Raw genomic sequence first — 19,052 nt, 5'->3', positions numbered from 1 at the left:
GCGTGCTGGGTGACGTCGGTCTTGCGCATAGTTTCGAAGGGGAAAGTTGTTCTCATTACACAACGTATACCCCCGCCGTCCCGTTGACAGGGCGGCGGGATTTTTCAACAGCCTGCTAATGGTGGATTGTCGCAGCCCGTGACTAGTTCCAGCACCAGATCAGATCCGCTCGCTTGCAACTGCAATTCGAACGTTTTGCCGCGCGCGCGCACGCCGCCGTCGACCAGCGCGACGTCGATTCCGGGGGCGAAATGCCAGAATTGCTCGATGCGGTGAGGTTTCCTGGCCACCAGTTCGTCGCGCACCAGCAGGGTCGCGCCGGCGGCGTCGAACTGCACGTGGCGGGCGTGGCGCACCGGGTCGCGCAGGCGCCGGTAGCCGTCGTGCGAGCCGCTAAAGTCGAACTGGCCGGGCGATTGCGGCATCTTGTCGATGCGGGCGGCGGCCTTGCGCGTCCACATGAAGCGCCCGCCGCTGACCGACTGGTCGACGCCGTCGACGCGCACCGTGTTGTGGGCGGAGGTGCCGCGGAAGTAATCGCGCCACTTCGGCTCCTGCCAGTACGAGTACGTGCCGGGGTCGACCAGGCACGGCTCGCCACCGACCGACAAGGTCAGCGCCAGCGCGTCGGCGTGGCCGTGGGCGGCGATGCCGAGGTAGCCGAGCGGGCCGCAATCGAGCATGCCGAGAATTTCGCGCGCCTGGCCGAACCGGCTGCCGAACAGCAGGTAGCCGCCGTCCGGGAAGGCCCAGGCCCTGCGCGCGCCGAAGTCGGGCCTGGCGGCGCCGAACGCGTGCAGCAGCCAGCGGGCGCCGGCGCTGTCGGACGCCGGGTCCCCCAGCGCCAGCAGCTGCGCGGCGCGGTCCTCGCCGTCGGCGCCGAGGCGAAACACAATGCCGTCGTCGGCGTCGCCCACCATCGGCACGTGGCCGCCGGCGTCGCGCGCCGAGCGCAGAAAGCACAGCGCGCGTTCGAGCACCTGCCAGTACGCGCCCGAGAACGCCGGCCCGCACAGCGCGGCGACGAACAGGAATTCGGCGCTGAAGACGTGGTAGGCGAACGCCTGCTCGCGGTTGACGCCGTCGGGTGAGAACTGGCGCCGCGCCTCGCTTTCGAGTTCGGCGATGGCCACCTCGCGCCAGCGCTGCGCCGCCGGCCAGCATGGCCAGGTGACAGCGCCCACCAGCAGGCCGGCCAGTTCGCCGATCAGGTGGTTGTTGGCCGACGAATGGCGCGACAGGTGGCGCTCGATGCAGGCGCAATGGGCGTGAATGCTGCGCAGCCAGTCGGCGCGCAGGCGCTGGCCTTCGGCGCCGGCGAACAGCGCGCTGGCGTCGCCGCCCGCCAGGCGCCACACCAGGCTCCAGTTGATCAGGCGGATGCCCAGTTCGAGCGAACTGGTCCAGTGGGGGCCGACCAGCGGCGGACACTGGTCGAGCCAGCCGCGCAGCTGCGCGGCCAGCGTGCGCAGGTAGACCGGATCGTCCGCCAGCAGCGCCGCCTGCGCCAGGCGCACCAGGTGCAGGTGGCGGTTCAGCTCCCACAGGTGCTTGATGTCGCCCACCAGCGCGCGGTCGGCGACGGCGATGTCGCCGCTGAAGATGGCCGGCGCCAGCACGCCGGTGACGGGGTCGCGGTTCCATTCGGGCGCGGCGCCGACGTTATAACTACGGCCGGCGAACAGCACGACGTCGCCGGCGCAGACGCGGTCGGCCGCGCGCAGTATCGATTGCACTTCGCCAGGCGCCAGCGGCGGTGCGCCGCGCCCGGCCAGCCTGGCCGGCGAGGCCGCCAGGTCTTCCCGCCCGGCGCCGAGCAGGCCGCGTTTTTCCAGCATGGCGACGCCGGCCTGGCGCAGGCGATAGCCTAATTCGGCCGGCTGCATGCAGCGCAGGCGGTTGACCATCCATAGCGCGCGGACCGGCGTCATCGATCCAGCTCGCGGTACAGCGCTGCCAACGCCGCCATCGCCGCGTCGGTGCTGAAGCGCTGGGCGATGGTGGCGCGCGCGTTGTCGCCCAACTGCCGGCGCAGCGCGCCGTCTGCCAGCAGCGCTTGCAGCGCCGCGGTCAGTGCCGGCACATCGCCGGGCGCGACCAGCAGGCCGTTGGCGCGGTCGGTAATTGCCTCCGGAATGCCGCCGACCGTCGTTGCCACCACCGCCTTGGCCGCCGCCATCGCTTCGAGCATCGCCATCGGCAGGCCTTCGGCGTGCGACGGCAGGCAGAACACCTGCGCGCACGCCAGTTCATGCGCCCTGGCGGCGGCGTCGAGCCAGCCGGGCAGCGACACGTGCGCTTCGATGCCAAGTTCGATGGCGCGCCGGCGCAGCGCGTCAAGTTCGCCGACGCCGCCGATCACCAGGTGCAGCTGCGGGAAAGCCGGCGCCAGCGCCGCCACCGCCGCCAGCAATTCGTAGACGCCCTTGCCGGCATCGGCGCGCCCGAGGAAGAGGATGCCGCCGGCCTGTTCGCCGGCGCGCCCAAACGTGGCCGGCAGCGGCACCGAGTTCGGCACCACCACCACGCGCGCGGCCGGCGCATAGCCGCGCAGCAAGGCGGCCCAGCTGTCGGACAGCGCGATGACCACCGAGCTGCGCTCGAGCGTGCGGCGGATCCACCAGCGTAGCGCCGGGCCCGATTCGGCGCCGGCGAACAGGTCGAACTCGGCGCCGTGCAGATGGAAGATGGTGCGGCAGCCGGCGGCGCGCGCAATCAGCAGCAGCAGCGACTTGCGCGCAAAGCTGCCGCGCGAGGCGCAGTGCGCGTGCACCACCGCCGGCCGCGCGCGCAGGCACGCCAGGGCGGTATGCCAGAACGCCGCCAGCGCGGCGGCCATCTTGGCGCGCCGCGAGCCGGCGCGGTGCGAGGCCAGGTAGCGCACCGATTCGCGTTCGAACAGGCCGCCGGCGCGCAGCACCTCGATGACCGAGGCGACGCCGCCGCGGCCGTCCGGCGCGGTGCCGATCATCAGTACACGCGGCGCGCGCGGCTTCATGCCAGCACGCGCCGGTAGGTGGCGGCCACCGCGCGGCCGAGGATGTCGTAGCTGCGGTTGGCGGCGACCCAGGCCGGGCCGCGGGCAGCCAGGCGGGCGCGCAGCGCCGGGTCGTCGAGCAACGCCCGCACCGCCGCGCTGAACGGCGCGGCCTGCATCGGCGCCGACAGTGCCGCCCCGCTCTGCTCGATCACCAGCTGCTGGTCGGGGATGTCGTTGGCGACGCACGCAATGCCGAGCGCCAGATACTCGACCAGCTTGGTCGGCGACGAGACGTCGAACAGGGCGCCGCGCGGGATCGGCGACAGGCCCACTTCGGCGCGCACCGCATAGCCGAGCGCGGCGTGTTGCGGCAGCCAGCCGGTCAGCAGCACGTGTTCGCCGAGCGCGCGCGCGGCGACCTGGCGCCGCATCCAGGCCATTTCGTCGGCCGAGGCGGCGTCGCCGGCGATCACCAGGAGCAGGTCGGGCAGGCCGGCGCGCAGCAGCTCGACGACGTCGAGCAGGAAATCGGACTGGCGCGCCTGGCCGATGCGCCCGAGGCAGAAGGTGCCCAGCGTGCCTTCCCAGTGGTTGCCGACCTGCCAGTTCCACTTCGCCTGCAGGTCCTTGCCGTCGTAGTCGAGCTGTTCGAAATGCTGGAACTTGACCTTCGACAGCTTGGCGTGAGCGCTGAGGCGCTGGCGGCTGTAGGTGTGATCGAACAGCAAGCCGGCGTCGGCCTGGTACCACGAGTCGCCGCGCTGGTTGCCGAACGCGGGCGCGCCGTCGGGCACGCGGAGCAGATTGTCGTCATGGCCGTAGCCGACGCCGCCGAAGACGTGCAGCGCGTCACCGGGCGCGCCGGCCGCGGTGGCGCTGTAGAGCGCAGCGATCAGGCACAGGCGGCCGGCGCGGGTGCGGCGCCGGGAGAGCAAACTCGTCTGGGTTGGTTGGTGGCTCAGCATTTTCTGTCATCGTCAACATGAACAAACTGCTGGTCACCGCACCTCTACCAATAGGACCAGCTCCCCGTGTACACCACCCAAACCCCGAGCAAACCGTTGGTCACAGCATGGGCCAGGATGGGCGAGCAGATCGTGCGATGCCGCATAAATAGTGCAATATATGCAAGCCCGGCGACGATCCCCGCCAGCCACAGGTTATGCTCGAAACCGAACAGCACGGACGTGATAATGACGCTTCTCGCGCTCACTTGAGATGGCTCAACAGATTGGAAGTCGGAGGCGTCGATCCAGCGCATCAGAAAGGAGCGCCAGAACAATTCTTCCATGACGGGAACGACCAGCGCGGCGCCGGCGATGCGCGCCGCAACGAGCGGCCAATCGATGCGCCCGCCAGTGGTCGGGTCGAAGCCGGCCGGCGTGCCGATTGTCATCCAGCCGGCGCCGAGGCTGACCCACAGCACCAGGACGATGACGCCGACGACGACGGCCAGCAGCGCGGCGCGCGCCGGCAAGCGCCAGCTGGCCAGTTCGGAATATTCGCGCCAGAAATAGGCCAGCACCAGCACCACGGCGCCGACCTTGGCGGCGTACAGCCAGCGCAGCTCGGCCGCGCTGAAGCCGAGCCGGGCGAGCACATCGGCGATACCGATAAACAGCATGTAGGTGAGAAAAGGCAGGATGCGCGCCCAGGCGGCGCGGCTTAACATCGGGGCGCTGCCGCGCGATGCGGCAAGGCCAGGGGCGTCATGCTCGGACATGGTTCTCCATTTCCAGGCATGCGCCCGGCACTCAGTACTCTATTCGCCCTTCGAACGGGCCTCGATCAATTCCCATTTTTCCAGAGCGACCATCAGCAAGTCATCGATTTCCGCAAAGCGCGCATTGATGCGCTTGGCGTCGGCCGGATTGGTCTTGTAGAAGTCGGGCGCGTTGAGCTGCTGCGTGATGGCCGACTGTTCGTCTTCCAGGCTGGCAATGAGCAGCGGCAGTTCTTCCAGTTCGCGCTGCTCCTTGTAGCTCAGCTTGACCTTCTTGGCCGCTTCCTTCGGCGCGGCCGGCGCCGCGCCCTTGGCCGCGGCGACAGCCGGCCGGGTGGCAGGCGCCTGCGACTTGACGCGCTCCCAGTCGGTATAGCCGCCGACGAATTCGCGCCACATGCCCTCGCCTTCGGCGACGATGACCTGGGTGACGACGTTGTCGAGGAAGGTGCGGTCGTGGCTGACCAGGAACACGGTGCCGGTATAGTCTTCGAGCAATTCTTCGAGCAGTTCGAGCGTGTCGATGTCGAGGTCGTTGGTCGGCTCGTCGAGCACCAGGCAGTTGGCCGGCTTGGCGAACAGGCGCGCCAGCAGCAGGCGGTTGCGTTCGCCGCCGGACAGCGACTTGACGGGCGAGCGCGCCCGTTCCGGCGCGAACAGGAAGTCGTTCAGGTAGCTCATCACGTGCTTCTTGGCGCCGTTGATCTCGACCCAGTCGCTGCCTGGCGCGATGGTTTCCATCAGGCTGTCTTCTTCATTGAGCTGGGCGCGCATCTGGTCGAAGTACGCCACCTGCAGCTTGGTGCCGAGCTTGATCTTGCCGCTGTCGGCGGCCTCTTCGCCGAGGATCATCTTGAGCAAGGTGGTCTTGCCGGCGCCGTTGGCGCCGATCAGGCCGACCTTGTCGCCGCGCAGGATGGTGCCGGTGAAATCGCTGACGATCACCTTGTCGCCGTAGCTCTTCGATACGTTCTCGAGGTCGGCGACGATCTTGCCGGATCGGTCGCCCGAGGTCACGGTCAGGTTGACCTGGCCCTGCTGCTCGCGGCGGGCGGCGCGCTGCACGCGCAGCGCTTCGAGGCGGCGCACGCGGCCTTCGTCGCGCACGCGGCGCGCCTTGACGCCCTTGCGGATCCACACTTCTTCCTGCGCCAGGAACTTGTCGAACTTGGCCGCTTCGACCTCTTCGATTTCAAGCTGCTCGGCCTTGCGGGTCTGGTAGGCGCTGAAGTTGCCCGGATACGACAGCAGCTTGCCCCGGTCGAGTTCGATGATGCGGGTGGCGACGTTGTCGAGAAAGGAGCGATCGTGGGTGATGAACAGCACCGAGCCCTTGAAGTCGCGCAGCAGGCTTTCGAGCCACATGATCGACTTGAAGTCGAGGTGGTTGGTCGGCTCGTCGAGCAGCAGCACGTCGGGCGCCGACACCAGCGCGACGGCCAGCGCGACGCGCTTTTGCATACCGCCCGACAAGGTGCCCATCAAAGACGCGCCGGCCAGGTTCAGGCGGTCGAGCGTCGTGTCGACCTTGTTCTGCATGCTCCAGCCGTCGGTTGCGTCGAGCTTGACCTGCAGGTCGTGCATGCGGTCCATCAGCGCGTCGTCGTCGCCCTGGCCGAACTGGCCGGTCAGTTCCTCGTACTCGGCCAGCAATGCCGCCTGCTCGCCCATGCCGGCGGCCACCGCGTCGAACACCGACATCGACGGATCGAAGGTCGGCTCCTGCTCGACATAGGCGATCTTGATGCCTTGTTGCATGACCAGCAGGCCATCGTCGAGCTTGAACTTGCCCGAAATGGTCTTCAGCAGCGACGACTTGCCGGTGCCGTTGCGGCCGATCAGGCCGACGCGTTCAGTGGGTTCAAGGGAAAATTCCGCGTGATCGAGCAACGCGACGTGGCCGAACGCAAGTTGCGCCGACGATAAAGAAATAACAGCCATATGAGTGCAGAGTGCCCGGCACGAGCGCTTTTCGGGGAGAAAAGCGTGGCCGGAAAAATGAAAGAAGCGTGCATTGTACCGACTGTTGGCCGCCAAGTCGCAAATGATGCCGAAAGGTCGGCTATAATTGCGCTCGATTCACGACACCGGACGGCCCCGCGCCGTCGCGATCGCCGAATTGCAGGCTCGTCCTGCGAATGCCCGCCGGTCAACCGGCGCGGTGAGCGTCCTCTCCGTAGCACAATGGATAGTGCACATGCCTCCTAAGCGTGGGATACTGGTTCGATTCCAGTCGGAGGGACCAGCAGGCGCACATGCCTGGTCAACGATATAGTTCAATGCGATCGGCCCGGGTCGAAAGGCGGCAGCGCCATGCCAATACAGTATTTGTCAGCGTTGACCGCCAAGCCGCGCACCGGCCAGGCCGATCTGCACATCGGCGTCATCTTGACGCTGGTGGCGGGCGCACTCAATGCGGGCGGCTTTCTCGCCATCGGCCAATACACGTCGCACATGACGGGCATGGTGTCGACGTTCGCCGACCAGGTCGTGCTGCGCAACTTCGCACTGGCCGGCGTCGCCGCCACTTCCTGGATCGCGTTTGTCAGCGGCGCCGCTGCAACGGCCTTGATGGTGAATTATCTGCGCCGCGCTGGAATGCCCAATTTGTACGCCGTACCGCTATTGATCGAGGCCGGCCTGATTCTGCTGTTCGGCGCATTCGGCGGCACGCTCAAGAAGCACGAATTGGTCGACGTTTCGCTGGCGGTAATTACGCTGTGCTTTACGATGGGGCTGCAAAACGCCTTGATTACGAAAATATCGCGGGCGGAAATACGCACGACGCACCTGACCGGATTGACGACGGACCTGGGTATCGAAATCGGCAAGCTGATTTACTGGAACCGTTTTCGGCCTGGCGATAAACGGGTGGCGGTCAAGGCGAACCTGGACAAGCTACGGATCCATCTGACGCTGATCGCGTCATTCCTGGTCGGCGGCATCGCCGGCGCGCTCGGTTTTAACTACGCCGGTTATATTTCGACGGTACCGCTGGCGCTGGCGCTGGCGGCCATATCGATTGCACCGGCGCTGCGCCGACGGTAAAGCGCCGATCAGGCGGCGACGCCGGTTGCCGGCGGCTTCGGCACTTTCGAGGCGCCGGGAGTCTTCAGGTTTGCCAAGGCCAGGAACTTCTCCCACTCGATGGCGGCGGCAGGATCGAGAAATTCGAGTCCCACGACATTTCCCATCGCGTCATAGTCGGCGATCACGTTGTCGTCGATCTGGTTCGACGTGGCGACCTTTGCCCGGCTGATCTCGCGATAGCTTTCTTTCTCGGATGAATCGATCGACATCGTCTTGTCCTCTCAATTTAGTGAGCTTGCCGCCGCTAGTGGCCGGGATCGAGCCGGCCGCGTATCCAGGCCGAAACGAGCCGGTTGCCGTCAACGATCACATGCATCGAACTGTTGCCGTTGTCGTAGGTGCGCGAATATTGTCGAGTGCCATTTTCCTGGACAAAGTAATTTCCGCCCGCCACGCACCAGTTGACGTTGGCGACGGTCAGGCCCCGCTGCTCCAGACGCTGGCGCCCGTGGTTGGTGATGAAGAATGGCATGATGCCCGCCTTCCGCTGGCAGCTGAATCAATATAGATCAACGAGAGCGGTCGGTAAAGGCGAAACAAGCAGATCCGCCTGGCGGCCACGCTGTGCTTTTCCATGCGCGTTCCGATTTTCCCGCATGTTCACAGTCAAGGGTGCGCCAAGCGCAGTCGGTGCGCCAGCTATTCGTGCTTAGCATTACGTTTCGTGCCCGCTTGTGGTAATTGCGGTCGGCACGGGTTGCGCCTGCTTGCCTTGCTTCACGCGGGGCTGCAGCGCTACGGCCATGGCGACCAAGGTCAGCGTCACCCCTGCGGCCAAGGAAAATTTCATCGTCAGCGACAGCGTCGACACCTGCGTCAGCAAGATGTTGTTGAGGATGGCGGCGAGCACGAACAGCGCGACCGCCACCGCGGCCCAGTTACCCCCGCGCGTGTCACTAAAGTGCTTGACGTCGGCAAGCACGAACGGCGCCTGCGGATCGCTCTGCGCGACGTCGGCGGGACGCCAGCCGGTGCGGCGCCACCAGATCGCCAGCCGGTCGAACGGACGGCGCGCGCGGCCCGCATCGCGCCACACATCGGCGAACCAGGAAAATTGCGCCCACACGGGATTCCAGCTATGAAACGGCTTGCGCACGCCATACACGCACGGTTCGGTTTCGTCGACCCAGGTGCCGAACAGCCGGTCCCAGACCATGAAGGTCGCGCCATAGTTGCGATCGAGATAAATATCGTTGACGGCATGATGGGCGCGATGCGCGCTGGGGGTGTTGAGGATGCCTTCGATCAGCGGCACCTTGTCGATCATGCGCGTGTGGATCCAGAACTGGTAGAACTTGCTGAACGTAAGCACGGTGATGAACACTTCCACCGGGCAGCCCAGCAGCGCCAGCGGCAGGAAAATCGGCATGTGGACGGTGTCCTGGAAGGCGCCCTGGCGCAGCGCCGTGGTGAGGTTGTATTCCTCGCTCTGGTGGTGCGGCGCGTGCACGCCCCATAAAAAATTGATCTCGTGCGACCAGCGGTGCGCCCAGTAATACAAGAAGTCGAGCAGCACCAAAAACACCACCCACGTCAGCCAGTTGCCGGCGTCGAAGTGCAGCAGCGCGTAGCGTTGTTCGATGAAGGCGAACAGCAGCACGGCCGCCGCTTTGGTGAATACCTCGACTGTGACGGTCCACACGCCGCAGCCGATGCTGGCCAGGCTGTCGGCCAGTGCATAGGCGCGCACGCGGCGGCGCCTCGCCACCCCCACTTCGATGGCGATCAGGGCAAGAAAGACCGGCGTGGCGGCCGCCACCAACGCGTTGTTATCGAGCATGGAATCATTTCCGGAAGCGAACTCATGCAACGATAGCTTGAATTGGCGGAAAGTCAATCAATGATCGCTGTGGCAAGGTCGCCAGCATTGTGCACGCGCATCCCGCTTTTGAAATTCGTCGCTAACCTGTGCTCTGCGTTGCTTGGGCAGCGTCCGTGGCGAGAAAGGAGAACAAGATGGAACCGGCGCGACCCCTCAAACATTCCAGCGGCACGCCGATTGCTGGCGGTGGCGAACCGCCCTATGATGGAGGCATGGAGCACCGCATGACTGCCCTCGAGACGCGTTTCGATACCATCCTGCCGACTTTGGCAACCAAAGCGGATGTGGAAATATTGCGAGCCGAGCTGGCAGATTTTCGGGCGGAAAGCAGAGCCGAGATCGAAGGCGTTCGCTTGGCAAGCAAAAGCGATGTGGAGTTATTGCGGGCCAAGATAGACGGATTCCGGGATGAAGCCAAAGCCGACGCCAAGTTGTTGCGCGTAGAAATGGCTGCATTGCGGTTCGAACTCAAAGCCGATATCGACGCATTGCGCGTATCCATGAACGCAGATTCCGCGGCTATCCGAGCCGAACTCGAGAATACCGCGTTGCGGCTGGAAGTGAAGTTCCATGAACTTCGCGCCGACATGCACGAGATGCATGCCAGTATTAAAACGTGGATGTTGGGGACGGTGATCAGCATGACCGGCATCATGCTTGCAGCGGTTGTCGCGATTAGCCAGGTCCATCGGATCACCACGCCGGTTGCCGCCGCCCAACCGGCGCCCAATGTGGTTCCGGCAAGCCCCAGATAGCGTCATCGGTGGCCGTTCAGCGCGCCTTGCTCAGCGATAGCGACGCCGGCCTCATGGCGGTCGCCTCTTTGCGCGCCTCGCCGGCATTACTTGCTTCCCGCGCCAGCACCAGGTGCTGCGCCGGCGTGCCGCCAGAGACGCCGAGCTCGTCGAACGCCGCCATCGCCTCAAGCAGAATCGCTTGCTGGGCATCCATGAACTTGCCGTACGCCGCGTCGAGCACGAAGAACACCAGTTCAAATTCGAGCGCATCCTGCGTGACTTTCTTCAGGTGGACGCGGTCGCAGCGCACGCCCGGCTGGCGGGCGACAATCTCGCGCAGCACGTCCGGCACCTGGCGCGCCAGCGCCGAGGGTGTGGCCGGACTTGCCATCAGCGAAATCTGCACGCGCCGGTTCGTCATACGCTTGAAATTGCGCACCGTATTCTTCAGCAGCTCGGCATTGCCAATGACGATCTGCTCGCCACTGTCGGCGCGGATGCGGGTCGTTTTCAAGCCGACATGCTCGACCTTGCCCGACATGCCGGCCACGCTGATCGAGTCGCCCACCTCGAACGGCTTGTCGACCGCGATCGACAGCGAAGCGAACAAGTCACCGAGGATGTTCTGCGCGGCCAGCGCCACGGCAATGCCGCCGATCCCCAGGCTGGCCATGAAGGCCGACACGTTGATGCCGAGATTGGACAGCATCGCCAGTCCGAACATGACCCACAGCGCGGTCTTGATCGCCCATACGACAAGCGTGTGGGCGACCGTCGCCGGCGCTTCGGGGTCGTCGGCATGACGGCGGAAATAGCGGCGCGCGGCGACGGTGATGGCGCGGTCGAGGTACAGCGCCAGCTGGGCGCCGAGCGCAATGAACCACAGGTGGCGCAGCCGCTCGTCCCACGGCGGCGCGAGGTCGAGCACGGTCAGGCCGATCAGCAAGGAAGTGATCAGGACGGCGATATTGCTGGTGCGCGCGAGCGTTGCCTTCAGCAGTTCGGCGGCGGGACGGTCGGCCCTGGTGTCGTCGCCGAGCTGGCTCAGGTGGCGGCGGAACAATGCCACGGCGCCGTGGATGGCGATGAAGCTGACGGTGGCAACTGCCAACGCCATCAGCCAGTTGGCGGCATCGATGCCGGTGAATGGGGCGATGATTTTTTGCATGTTCAAATTGAGGCTCCTTTACAAACAGAGCGAAGCGCACGCTGGGGCCGCTGACGCTCTGGGCGTAGCCTACATGCTCAGCAATATATGTGCAGAACTGTTCCGCGCTGCAACCTGAACAAGGCGTCAACTTCGGCCGCAAATCTCGCAGTTACGTCAAACCAGCGTCAGGCCGGCTGCCGCAAAATAGATGGATTCAACAAAGAGATCGATTGTGACGATGAGCAATGCTGACAGACAACGCGACCGCCAACCGGGCGACACTCGTCGTGCGCCGATTGACCGCGTCGTCGAAACGGTAGACCATCGGGGTATGGAACCGCGTTTGGCTAAACTCGAAACCGCAGTCGAATTCATTCAGCGCGACATCAAGGAGCTGAAGGATGATCTGCGCGTCGTCAAGTCGGACATCACCGCCATCAGGACGACCGATTTTCGACTCTTGTTCGGCGCAATTATTGCGGTCGCTCTCGGCCTGGCCGGACTGATCTCAAAAGGCTTTCATTGGCTTTAGCCGGATCAGTCAGCGCGCTGCGGCGCCATCTTGCGGACACGTTCGTCCTGCTTGCGCACGGCTGCCCGCGTCGCCGTCAGCGCCCGGTCGATCCGCGCCTCATCGAGCAAGCCCAAGCCCAGCGCGTCGAGCCGCACGGCGGCGCCGCCTAATCCGAGCGTGACGCAGCCGGCGTGCAGCCGCTCGATGCGCGCGCGCGCCTCGCCCTGGCCATCGCCGGCCAGCAGCGCCGCCAGCGCTGGGCCGGCCTCGGCCAGTTGGGTGTCGAAGCCGCCCAGGTACACCAGCAGGCGCGCGCCGTCGATGCCGAGCCGCTCCATCGTGACGCGCGGATCCTCGGCCTCCTCGACCAGGCCGGCCGCATGCGGGGCCAGGCCGGCCAGCTGCGCCAGTACCTGGTCGCGCTCGAACGGCTTGATGATGTAGCCGCCGGCGCCAAGGCCGTTCGCCTCGGCCATCGTTGCGTGGTCGCCGGCCGACGACGCCAGCACGAAGCGCATCGCCTCGAGTTCGGGATCGGCCTTGACGCGCGCCAGCAGCTCCATGCCCGACAGGTTGGGCATGCGCAGGTCGCAAAAGCAGATTCCCGGCCGCAGTCCGGCGCGCAGCTGGTTCCAGGCATCCTCGCCGTCCTCCGCCTCGGCCACCTCATACGCGCCGCAGCTGTCGACCAGGTGCATCATCACCATGCGCGATACGACGTCGTCATCCACCACAAGAACCTGCATCGCTCTTCTCCCTTTTATGCGGCCTGGCACTGCCGATTCATTATAACCACTGCCCGCCTCAGGTCGCGCCGCCTTCGAACGCGTCGAACAGCCGGCGCAGGCGCGGCAGCCCGGCGCCGACCACGTCCCATTCGCCCAGGTCCGCCGCCACTTCCAGTTCGCCGCACAACAGGTGCAGCTCGGTGGCGTCGAGGTAGGCGGCGCTGCCTTTTATGCCGTGCAGCAGGCGCGCCGCGGCGTCGTTGTCCGCTTGCGCGATCGCCTCATCGAGGTCGGCGCGCCGCCCCGGCAGGTCGCCGGCGAAGGCCGCGCGCATCTTCGCTTTCAGGTCGGTGGTGCGGCGCCCGGCGTTCTGCGACGCCGCTACCGCCAGCGGCGTCGGCCCGGTCAGCACGCCGAACATCGCATCGAGTTCGGCCGATCCTGGCGCGCGCACCATCGCCACCGGCGCCATCGGTGCGAGCACAATGCCGCGCCGCAGCTGGCGTTCGATGGCGCGGCTAAGGTGCGCGTGCAGCGTCGGCTCGTCGATCGGCTTGGTCAGGAAATCGTCCATGCCGCAGGCCAGGTAGCGCGCGCGGTCTTCCTCGCTGGCGTTGGCGGTCAAAGCGATGATCATCATGTCGCGGTCCTGCACCGGCGCCTCGGGCGGCCCGCCGGCGCGGATGATGCGGGTGGCACCGGCGCCGTCGAGTTCGGGCATGCGCCCGTCCATCAGGATCAGGTCATAGCGCGTGCGCGCGCAGGCGGCGACCGCCAGGCGGCCATTGTCGGCGATGTCGACCTGGTGGCCGAGTTCCTCGAGCATCATGCGGATGATGATCTGGTTGGTCGGGAAGTCCTCGGCGCACAGCACCTTCAGGCTGTGGCTGTGCGGCGCCAGCGGCGCCTGCGTCACCACCACCGGCGCCACGCCGTCGGCCAGCGGCAGGACGAACGAGAAGGTGCTGCCGACGCCCTCTTTGCTGACGACGTTGATGGTGCCGCCCATCAGCTCGACGAGCTGGCGGCAGATCGCCAGTCCGAGACCGGTGCCGCCGTAGCGGCGCGTGGTGGTGCTGTCGGCCTGCTCGAACTTCTGGAAAAGTCGCCCGAGCGCTTCGCTGGCGATGCCGATGCCGGTGTCGTGCACCGAGAAGCGGACCATGTTGATGCGCGGGCGGCGGGGGTCCTTTGCCATCCGTTCGACCTGCAGGCGCACGGCGCCGCGTTGGGTGAACTTGAAGGCGTTGCCGACCAGGTTGACCAGCACCTGGCGCACGCGGGTCGGGTCGCCCACGACGAAGTGCGGCAGGTCTTGGGCGAGGTCGAGATCGAAGCCGACGCTGTGGGCGGCGGCCTGCTCTTCGAACAGGCCGACCACGCTTTCGATCGCGCCGGCCAGCGCGAAGTCGATGTTCTCGATGGTCAGCTTGCCGGCCTCGATCTTGGAAAAATCGAGCAGGTCGTTGATGATCCCCAGCAGCGACTGCGCATTGGCCTGGCCGCGCAGGATCTGTTCGCGGGTGGCGTCGTGCAGGCGGCCGTCGCGCAGCGCGAAGCCGAGCATGCCGATCACGCCGGCCAGCGGGGTGCGCATCTCGTGGCTCATGTTGGCGAGGAATTCGGACTTCTGGCGCGTGGCGTCTTCGGCGCGCCGCTTGGCCAGGCGCAGGCGCTCGTCGTTGTCCTGCAAGGCGCGGTTGGCCAGCGCCAGTTCGGCCGTGTTCAGGCGCACCTGCTTTTCCATCTCTTCGAGCTGGCGGTAGGCGCGCGCATTGTCGAGCGCCACCGCGGCGTGGGCGGCGAGCGTTTGCAGCATGTCGAGGTGCACGCGGCGGTAAGCGTTCTTCTCGACGCTTCGCACGCACAGCACGCCCATCACGCGCTCCTTGACGATCAGCGGCACGTACATCGCCGACGCCGTCACCGAGAAGGCGCTGCCGTCGACGCGCCGCATCAACCCCATCGGGTCGGGCATGCCGGCGCCTACGTAGTTGTCGCACTCGGCCTCGAAGTCGTTGATGAACACTTCGCGCCGGTGCGTCAGGCACCATACGGCCAGCTGGTGCGGCTGGTCCACTGCGCGGCTGTAGCACATCGTGCGCACGCCCTGGTCGACGGCGAACGGGAACTCGATGAGGTCAAGGTCCTCGCGGTAGATGCCGATGCCGAAACTGCGCGCGTCCATCAGCTGGTGCACGTGGCGATAGACCGTCCCCATGATGGTTTCCATGTCGAGCGTGGCGGTCATCTCGCGGCCGATCTCCGACAGGATCGAGATGTTGCGGTGCGCCAGTTCGACGTTCTCCTTCTGCAGCTCGACTTCCTCCTTCTGGCGCTCGGCGTCGAAGCGGCGCTGCTCGGCCTCGGCGCGCTGCGATTCGGCCTCGCCGCGGCGCAGTTCGAGCTCGAGCTTCTGGCGCTCGAGCAGGTGATTCTGCTGGCCGATTTCGGCGGTGCGCGCGCGCACCTGGCGCTCGAGCAGTTCTTTCTGGCGCCGCAGTCCGCTCATGCGGAAGCGGAAGGCGCCGTACGCGCTGCCCAGCGCCATCAGCGCGACCAGGGTGCGGAACCACCAGGTCTTCCAGAACGGCGGCAAGATCGTGATCGCCAGCGTGGCGCCGGCGCCGCTCCAGACGCCATCCTTGTTGGCCGCCTTGACGCGGAAGGTGTACTCGCCGGGATCGAGATTGGTGTACGTCGCAAAGCGCTTGGTGGCGTCGGTGAAGACCCAGTTCTCGTCGAAGCCGACCAGCTGGTAAGAGAAGCGGTTGCGCTGCGGCGCGGCATAATGCAAGGCCGAAAACTCGAGCGAAAAGACCGAGTCGTCGGCGCCGAGGGTGATCCCGGCAGCGTGTTCGATCGGCCCCTTGACCAGCCCGGGGTGGATCTGGGCGACCGGCTTGTTAGATATCTGGAAGCCTGTGATCACCACGCGCGGGGCGATCAGGTTGTCGCTGATGGCGCGCGGATTGAAGCCGGTGATGCCGTTGAAGCCGCCGAAGTAGAGCGTGCCGTCGCGCCCTTTGAGCGCCGAGCCGTCGAAGTAGGCGCCTTCGATGGTGCCGTCGCCGGCGCTGTAGGTGCGCCACTTGCCGGTCGACGGCGTAAAGCGCGACAGGCCGGTGGTCGAGCTGATCCAGATGTTGCCGTCGTCGTCTTCCAGCATCGCCGCCAAGGCGTCGTCGGCCAGGCCGTCGGCCGACGTGTAGCGCTTGAACTTGACGCTGCCGCCGGGACCGACGACCATCTTGTTGAGCCCTCCGGCGGTGCCGACCCACAGGTCGCCGCGGCGGTCCTGCATCAGGTAGTGCACTTCGTCGTGACTGAGGCTGGCCGGGTCGGCCGGGTCGTGGCGGAAATGGCGGAACGTGCCGCTGGCACGGTCGAGCAGGTCGAGCCCATTGAAGGTGCCGACCCAAAGCTGGCCGCTGCGGTCTTCCAGGATCGGGCGCACGATGTTGTCGGCCAGGCTGCCGCTGTCGCCCGGCACATGGCGAAACGTCTTGACCTCGCGGCTGACCAGGTCGACCCGGTGCAGGCCGCCGCGCGAGGCGATCCACAGCATGTCGGCGCTGTCGGCCAGCATGCCGCGCACGTTCTCGCCTTCCGGGCTGACATCGCCGAGCGAGAGGCGGGTGAAGCGCCCGCTGGCCGGGTCGAGGGCGGACAGGCTGCCGGAGCGACCGCCGCTCCACACCATGCCGCGGCGGTCGCGCGCCACCGCGGTGACGGCCGAATCGGCCAGGCTGCCAGGATTGCCCGGCACGTTGCGGTAGACCGCCGAGTGGCCGGTGGCCGGATCGAGATGATTGAGGCCGTCGTTGGTGGCCAGCCACAGCTTGCCGGCGCCGTCGTCGACGATCGAGCGCACCTTGTTGTCCGACAGCGTAGGCACGCCGCCGGCCAGCTTGACGATGCGGGCGAAGCCGCCGCTGCCCAGGTCAACCCGGCTGGCGCCGGCGTACCAGGTGCCGACCCAGAAAGTGCCGACGCGGTCGCGGTACAGCGACGAGACGTAGTTGTCGCCGAGGCTGTGGCTGTCGCCGGCCTGGTGGCGGAAGTTCGCAAAGCGCTGCGTTTGCGGCAGCCAGCGATACAGCCCGTCGTCGCGGCTGCCGGCCCAGATGGTCGCATCGGGATCCTGGAACAGCACCGTGATTTCGCCGTGCCCGACGCCGTCGGCCTTGCCCATCATGCGACGCCCGGCCGGACCGGCCGACAACTTCCAGTGTTCGAGTCCGGCCAGGCTGCCGATCCACAGCACCTGGTTGACGTCGACCATCAGGGAGCGCACGTTATTAAGCTTGGCGTCGCCGCGGGGCAGCGCGTGGTGCTCGAACGTGCTGGCGCCGCGCGCCATGCTGTCGAGGCCCTTGGCGGTGCCGACCCACAGCCGCCCTGCCGCGTCGAGCGCCAGCGCGGTGACCTGGTCGTCGGCCAGGCTGGACCCGATCGCCGCATCGTGGTGCCACACCTTAAAGGCGCCGGTCTTCATGTCGAAGTGCTGCAGGCCGTCGCCGGTGGCGATCCACAAGCCGTCCTTGCCGTCGTCGGTCATCGTCTGGATATGCCTGTTGCCGTTGCCACGCTTGCCCGCGTCGTTGGCGCGGAAGTGGATAAACGTCTGGCTGATCGGATCGAAGCGATCGAGGCCGCCGTCGGTGCCGATCCACAGCCGGCCGGCGCGGTCCAGGTGCAGCACGCGCACCCAGTTGTTGGCCAGGCTGCGCGGATTGCCTACTTCGTTGCGGTAGGTGGTGACGCGGTAGCCGTCGAAGCGCGACAGGCCGCCCTGGCTGCCGAGCCACATGAAGCCGTCGCCGTCCTGCACGATCGACAGGATCGATTCCTGCGCCAGGCCATGCTCGACGTTGAGCTGCTCGAAGCGCAGGCTGCGCGCCGGCGCGGCGACCGCGGCGCAGAAAACGCAGCACAGCACGCAGCCCAGCAGCAGGCAAAATAGTCGCAGGGCGGCCAGGTTCACATCAGTCTCCGAAAAATGCCAGCACGTCGGCCTGGCGGGCATGGGTGTCGCGCGCACCGAGGCGAATCAGCTCGCACGTAAAGCTCGATTCGAACAGCAGGTAGGACGCCAGCGCCGAGCCGCGCGCCTCGGTCGCGCCGATCCCCGACAGCATCGCCCGCACCGGCCGCGGCAAGCTGGCGACGTGGCGCGCGGCGATGTCGTCGATCCGTTCAGACGGCGCGATCACCAGCAGCTCGACCGGTTTTAGGCGCGTCTTTTCGTGGTGCTCTTCGGGCATCGTCGACAAGGTGGCGTTGATGCGGTTCAGGCGCTCGACGTCGACGGCCAGGCTGTCGAGGAAGATCGACGACAGCGCGTGGCCGCCAATCTGCGCCAGGCTCGGATAGCGGGCCGACTGCGGCGCGTGGCGCAGCGGCTCGTTCATGCGGCCGGCGCCGACCACCAGCACCTTGGTGGCGCCCAGGTGGATCGCCGGCGAAATGGGCGCGAGCTGGCGCATCGAGCCGTCGCCGCAGTATTCGAGGCGGCCGGACAGGTACAGCGGCACGGCCGGGAAGATGAACGGGATCGCCGACGACGCCAGCAAGTGCTCGACGCCGATCTGGTCCTGCAGCGCGATGCGGTGCATGCGCACCCACGGCTCGACGTGGGCGGCGCTCTGGTAGAAGGTGATGTGGTGGCCGACCGTGTACGACGAGGCGGTGACGGCCAGCGCGTGCAGCAGGCCATCGGCGAGCGCGGCGTCGAGGCGCGGCAGGTCGAGCATGCGGTGCAGCAGGCCGGCCAGCGGCGTATTGTCGAGCAGCGAACTTGGCGGCGCGGCGCGCCACTTGCGCAGCAGCCAGCCGAACGACAGCAGCGACAGCCAGCGCGCGCCGGAACGCAGCACGCCGATCGAGTCGGCGCGGTAGACCTGGTCGGCCGAGAAGTGCTCCCAGACGTCGAGCAGCTTTTGCACGCCCTCGCCGAAATTGTCGGCGCGGCAGGCCAGCGCGGTGGCGTTGATTGCGCCGGCGGAGGTGCCGCAGATGATGTCAAACGGATTTCTCGCCGGCGGCCAGCCCTGTTCCCACAGAATTTGCGAAATCGCCTGCAGCACGCCGACCTGGTAGGCGGCGCGCGCGCCACCCCCGGTCAGGATCAGCCCGGTTTTCTCTTTTGTTCCCATAGGCCAAGATTAGCAGGGAGCAGGCTGCTACCAGGGCGTTGAAAAAGGCATGAATACCTTCGGGTTTTATCGATGATCAGTCGAAATTTATCGATCCAAACCCGCATGCCTCCTGAGAACCAAGTTCTAGCCGCTTTTCAGGGCGATTTC

The 19,052-nt window shown here is 66.4% G+C and carries 15 protein-coding genes and 1 tRNA gene; 4 read left to right on the top strand and 12 right to left on the bottom strand.

Annotation, left to right across the window (positions count from 1 at the left end):
- Positions 1-104 precede the first annotated feature (104 nt).
- Genes ACP7DD_RS24940 through ACP7DD_RS24920 form a run of 5 tightly spaced genes read right to left on the bottom strand, consistent with a single transcriptional unit; the run spans position 105 to position 6,644 of the window.
- Positions 105-1,931 carry an alginate lyase family protein gene (locus tag ACP7DD_RS24940; RefSeq protein WP_426177888.1) on the bottom strand — a complete coding sequence of 609 codons (1,827 nt, stop codon included), beginning with the start codon at positions 1,929-1,931 and terminating at the stop codon, positions 105-107.
- Entirely contained in the window at positions 1,928-2,998 is a 1,071-nt protein-coding gene (locus ACP7DD_RS24935; protein ID WP_426177886.1) for a glycosyltransferase, read from the bottom strand. Before ACP7DD_RS24935 ends, ACP7DD_RS24940 begins: the two co-directional genes overlap by 4 nt.
- Entirely contained in the window at positions 2,995-3,945 is a 951-nt protein-coding gene (locus ACP7DD_RS24930; RefSeq protein WP_426177884.1) for a glycosyltransferase, read from the bottom strand. Before ACP7DD_RS24930 ends, ACP7DD_RS24935 begins: the two co-directional genes overlap by 4 nt.
- 44 nt (positions 3,946-3,989) lie before the next feature.
- Entirely contained in the window at positions 3,990-4,703 is a 714-nt protein-coding gene (locus ACP7DD_RS24925; RefSeq protein ID WP_426177882.1) for a CAAX prenyl protease-related protein, read from the bottom strand.
- 39 nt (positions 4,704-4,742) lie between these two features.
- On the bottom strand, positions 4,743-6,644 hold the full coding sequence (locus ACP7DD_RS24920) for an ATP-binding cassette domain-containing protein (protein ID WP_426177881.1): 1,902 nt from the start codon (positions 6,642-6,644) through the stop codon (positions 4,743-4,745).
- A gap of 229 nt (positions 6,645-6,873) precedes the next feature.
- Between ACP7DD_RS24920 and ACP7DD_RS24915 the strand changes: the two genes are divergently transcribed.
- Both ACP7DD_RS24915 and ACP7DD_RS24910 read left to right on the top strand, forming a co-directional pair.
- Positions 6,874-6,948, top strand: a tRNA-Arg gene (locus ACP7DD_RS24915).
- Positions 6,949-7,016: 68 nt separating this feature from the next.
- Complete coding sequence (locus ACP7DD_RS24910; protein ID WP_426177879.1) at positions 7,017-7,751, top strand: YoaK family protein; 735 nt, start codon at positions 7,017-7,019, stop codon at positions 7,749-7,751.
- Between the two features lie 8 nt (positions 7,752-7,759).
- Here the strand turns inward: ACP7DD_RS24910 and ACP7DD_RS24905 are convergent, their stop codons facing one another.
- The 3 genes from ACP7DD_RS24905 to ACP7DD_RS24895 all read right to left on the bottom strand — a co-directional run bounded on the left by ACP7DD_RS24905 (position 7,760) and on the right by ACP7DD_RS24895 (position 9,573).
- Entirely contained in the window at positions 7,760-8,002 is a 243-nt protein-coding gene (locus tag ACP7DD_RS24905) for a DUF2283 domain-containing protein (protein ID WP_426177877.1), read from the bottom strand.
- A 35-nt stretch (positions 8,003-8,037) separates the two neighbouring features.
- Positions 8,038-8,265, bottom strand: a complete 228-nt coding sequence (locus ACP7DD_RS24900; RefSeq protein WP_426177876.1) for a DUF4258 domain-containing protein — start codon at positions 8,263-8,265, stop codon at positions 8,038-8,040.
- 183 nt (positions 8,266-8,448) lie between these two features.
- Entirely contained in the window at positions 8,449-9,573 is a 1,125-nt protein-coding gene (locus ACP7DD_RS24895; RefSeq protein ID WP_426177874.1) for a sterol desaturase family protein, read from the bottom strand.
- 176 nt (positions 9,574-9,749) lie between these two features.
- Here ACP7DD_RS24895 and ACP7DD_RS24890 point away from each other — a divergent pair, with 176 nt between their 5' ends.
- A complete protein-coding gene (locus ACP7DD_RS24890) occupies positions 9,750-10,370 on the top strand; it encodes a coiled-coil domain-containing protein (protein WP_426177872.1) in 621 nt (206 codons plus the stop codon).
- A gap of 16 nt (positions 10,371-10,386) precedes the next feature.
- Here ACP7DD_RS24890 and ACP7DD_RS24885 read toward each other — a convergent pair whose 3' ends face one another.
- A complete protein-coding gene (locus ACP7DD_RS24885) occupies positions 10,387-11,520 on the bottom strand; it encodes a mechanosensitive ion channel family protein (protein ID WP_426177889.1) in 1,134 nt (377 codons plus the stop codon).
- 220 nt (positions 11,521-11,740) lie between these two features.
- On the opposite strand from ACP7DD_RS24885, the gene ACP7DD_RS24880 reads away from it, so the two are divergent.
- Complete coding sequence (locus ACP7DD_RS24880) at positions 11,741-12,034, top strand: hypothetical protein (RefSeq protein WP_426177870.1); 294 nt, start codon at positions 11,741-11,743, stop codon at positions 12,032-12,034.
- A gap of 5 nt (positions 12,035-12,039) precedes the next feature.
- On the opposite strand, the gene ACP7DD_RS24875 is transcribed toward ACP7DD_RS24880, so the two are convergent.
- Genes ACP7DD_RS24875 through ACP7DD_RS24865 form a run of 3 tightly spaced genes read right to left on the bottom strand, consistent with a single transcriptional unit; the run spans position 12,040 to position 18,902 of the window.
- Entirely contained in the window at positions 12,040-12,762 is a 723-nt protein-coding gene (locus ACP7DD_RS24875; protein WP_426177868.1) for a response regulator, read from the bottom strand.
- 58 nt (positions 12,763-12,820) lie between these two features.
- Positions 12,821-17,731 carry a two-component regulator propeller domain-containing protein gene (locus tag ACP7DD_RS24870; protein WP_426177866.1) on the bottom strand — a complete coding sequence of 1,637 codons (4,911 nt, stop codon included), beginning with the start codon at positions 17,729-17,731 and terminating at the stop codon, positions 12,821-12,823.
- Between the two features lies 1 nt (position 17,732).
- Positions 17,733-18,902 carry a patatin-like phospholipase family protein gene (locus ACP7DD_RS24865; RefSeq protein ID WP_426177864.1) on the bottom strand — a complete coding sequence of 390 codons (1,170 nt, stop codon included), beginning with the start codon at positions 18,900-18,902 and terminating at the stop codon, positions 17,733-17,735.
- Between the last annotated feature and the right edge of the window lie 150 nt (positions 18,903-19,052).

The sequence above is a fragment of the Massilia sp. TWR1-2-2 genome, from assembly GCF_049897565.1.
Taxonomy (GTDB): Bacteria; Pseudomonadota; Gammaproteobacteria; order Burkholderiales; family Burkholderiaceae_D; genus JAFCUW01.
The sequence above is the reverse complement of the archived record's forward strand: the minus strand, read 5'-3'. Positions and strand labels throughout refer to the sequence as shown.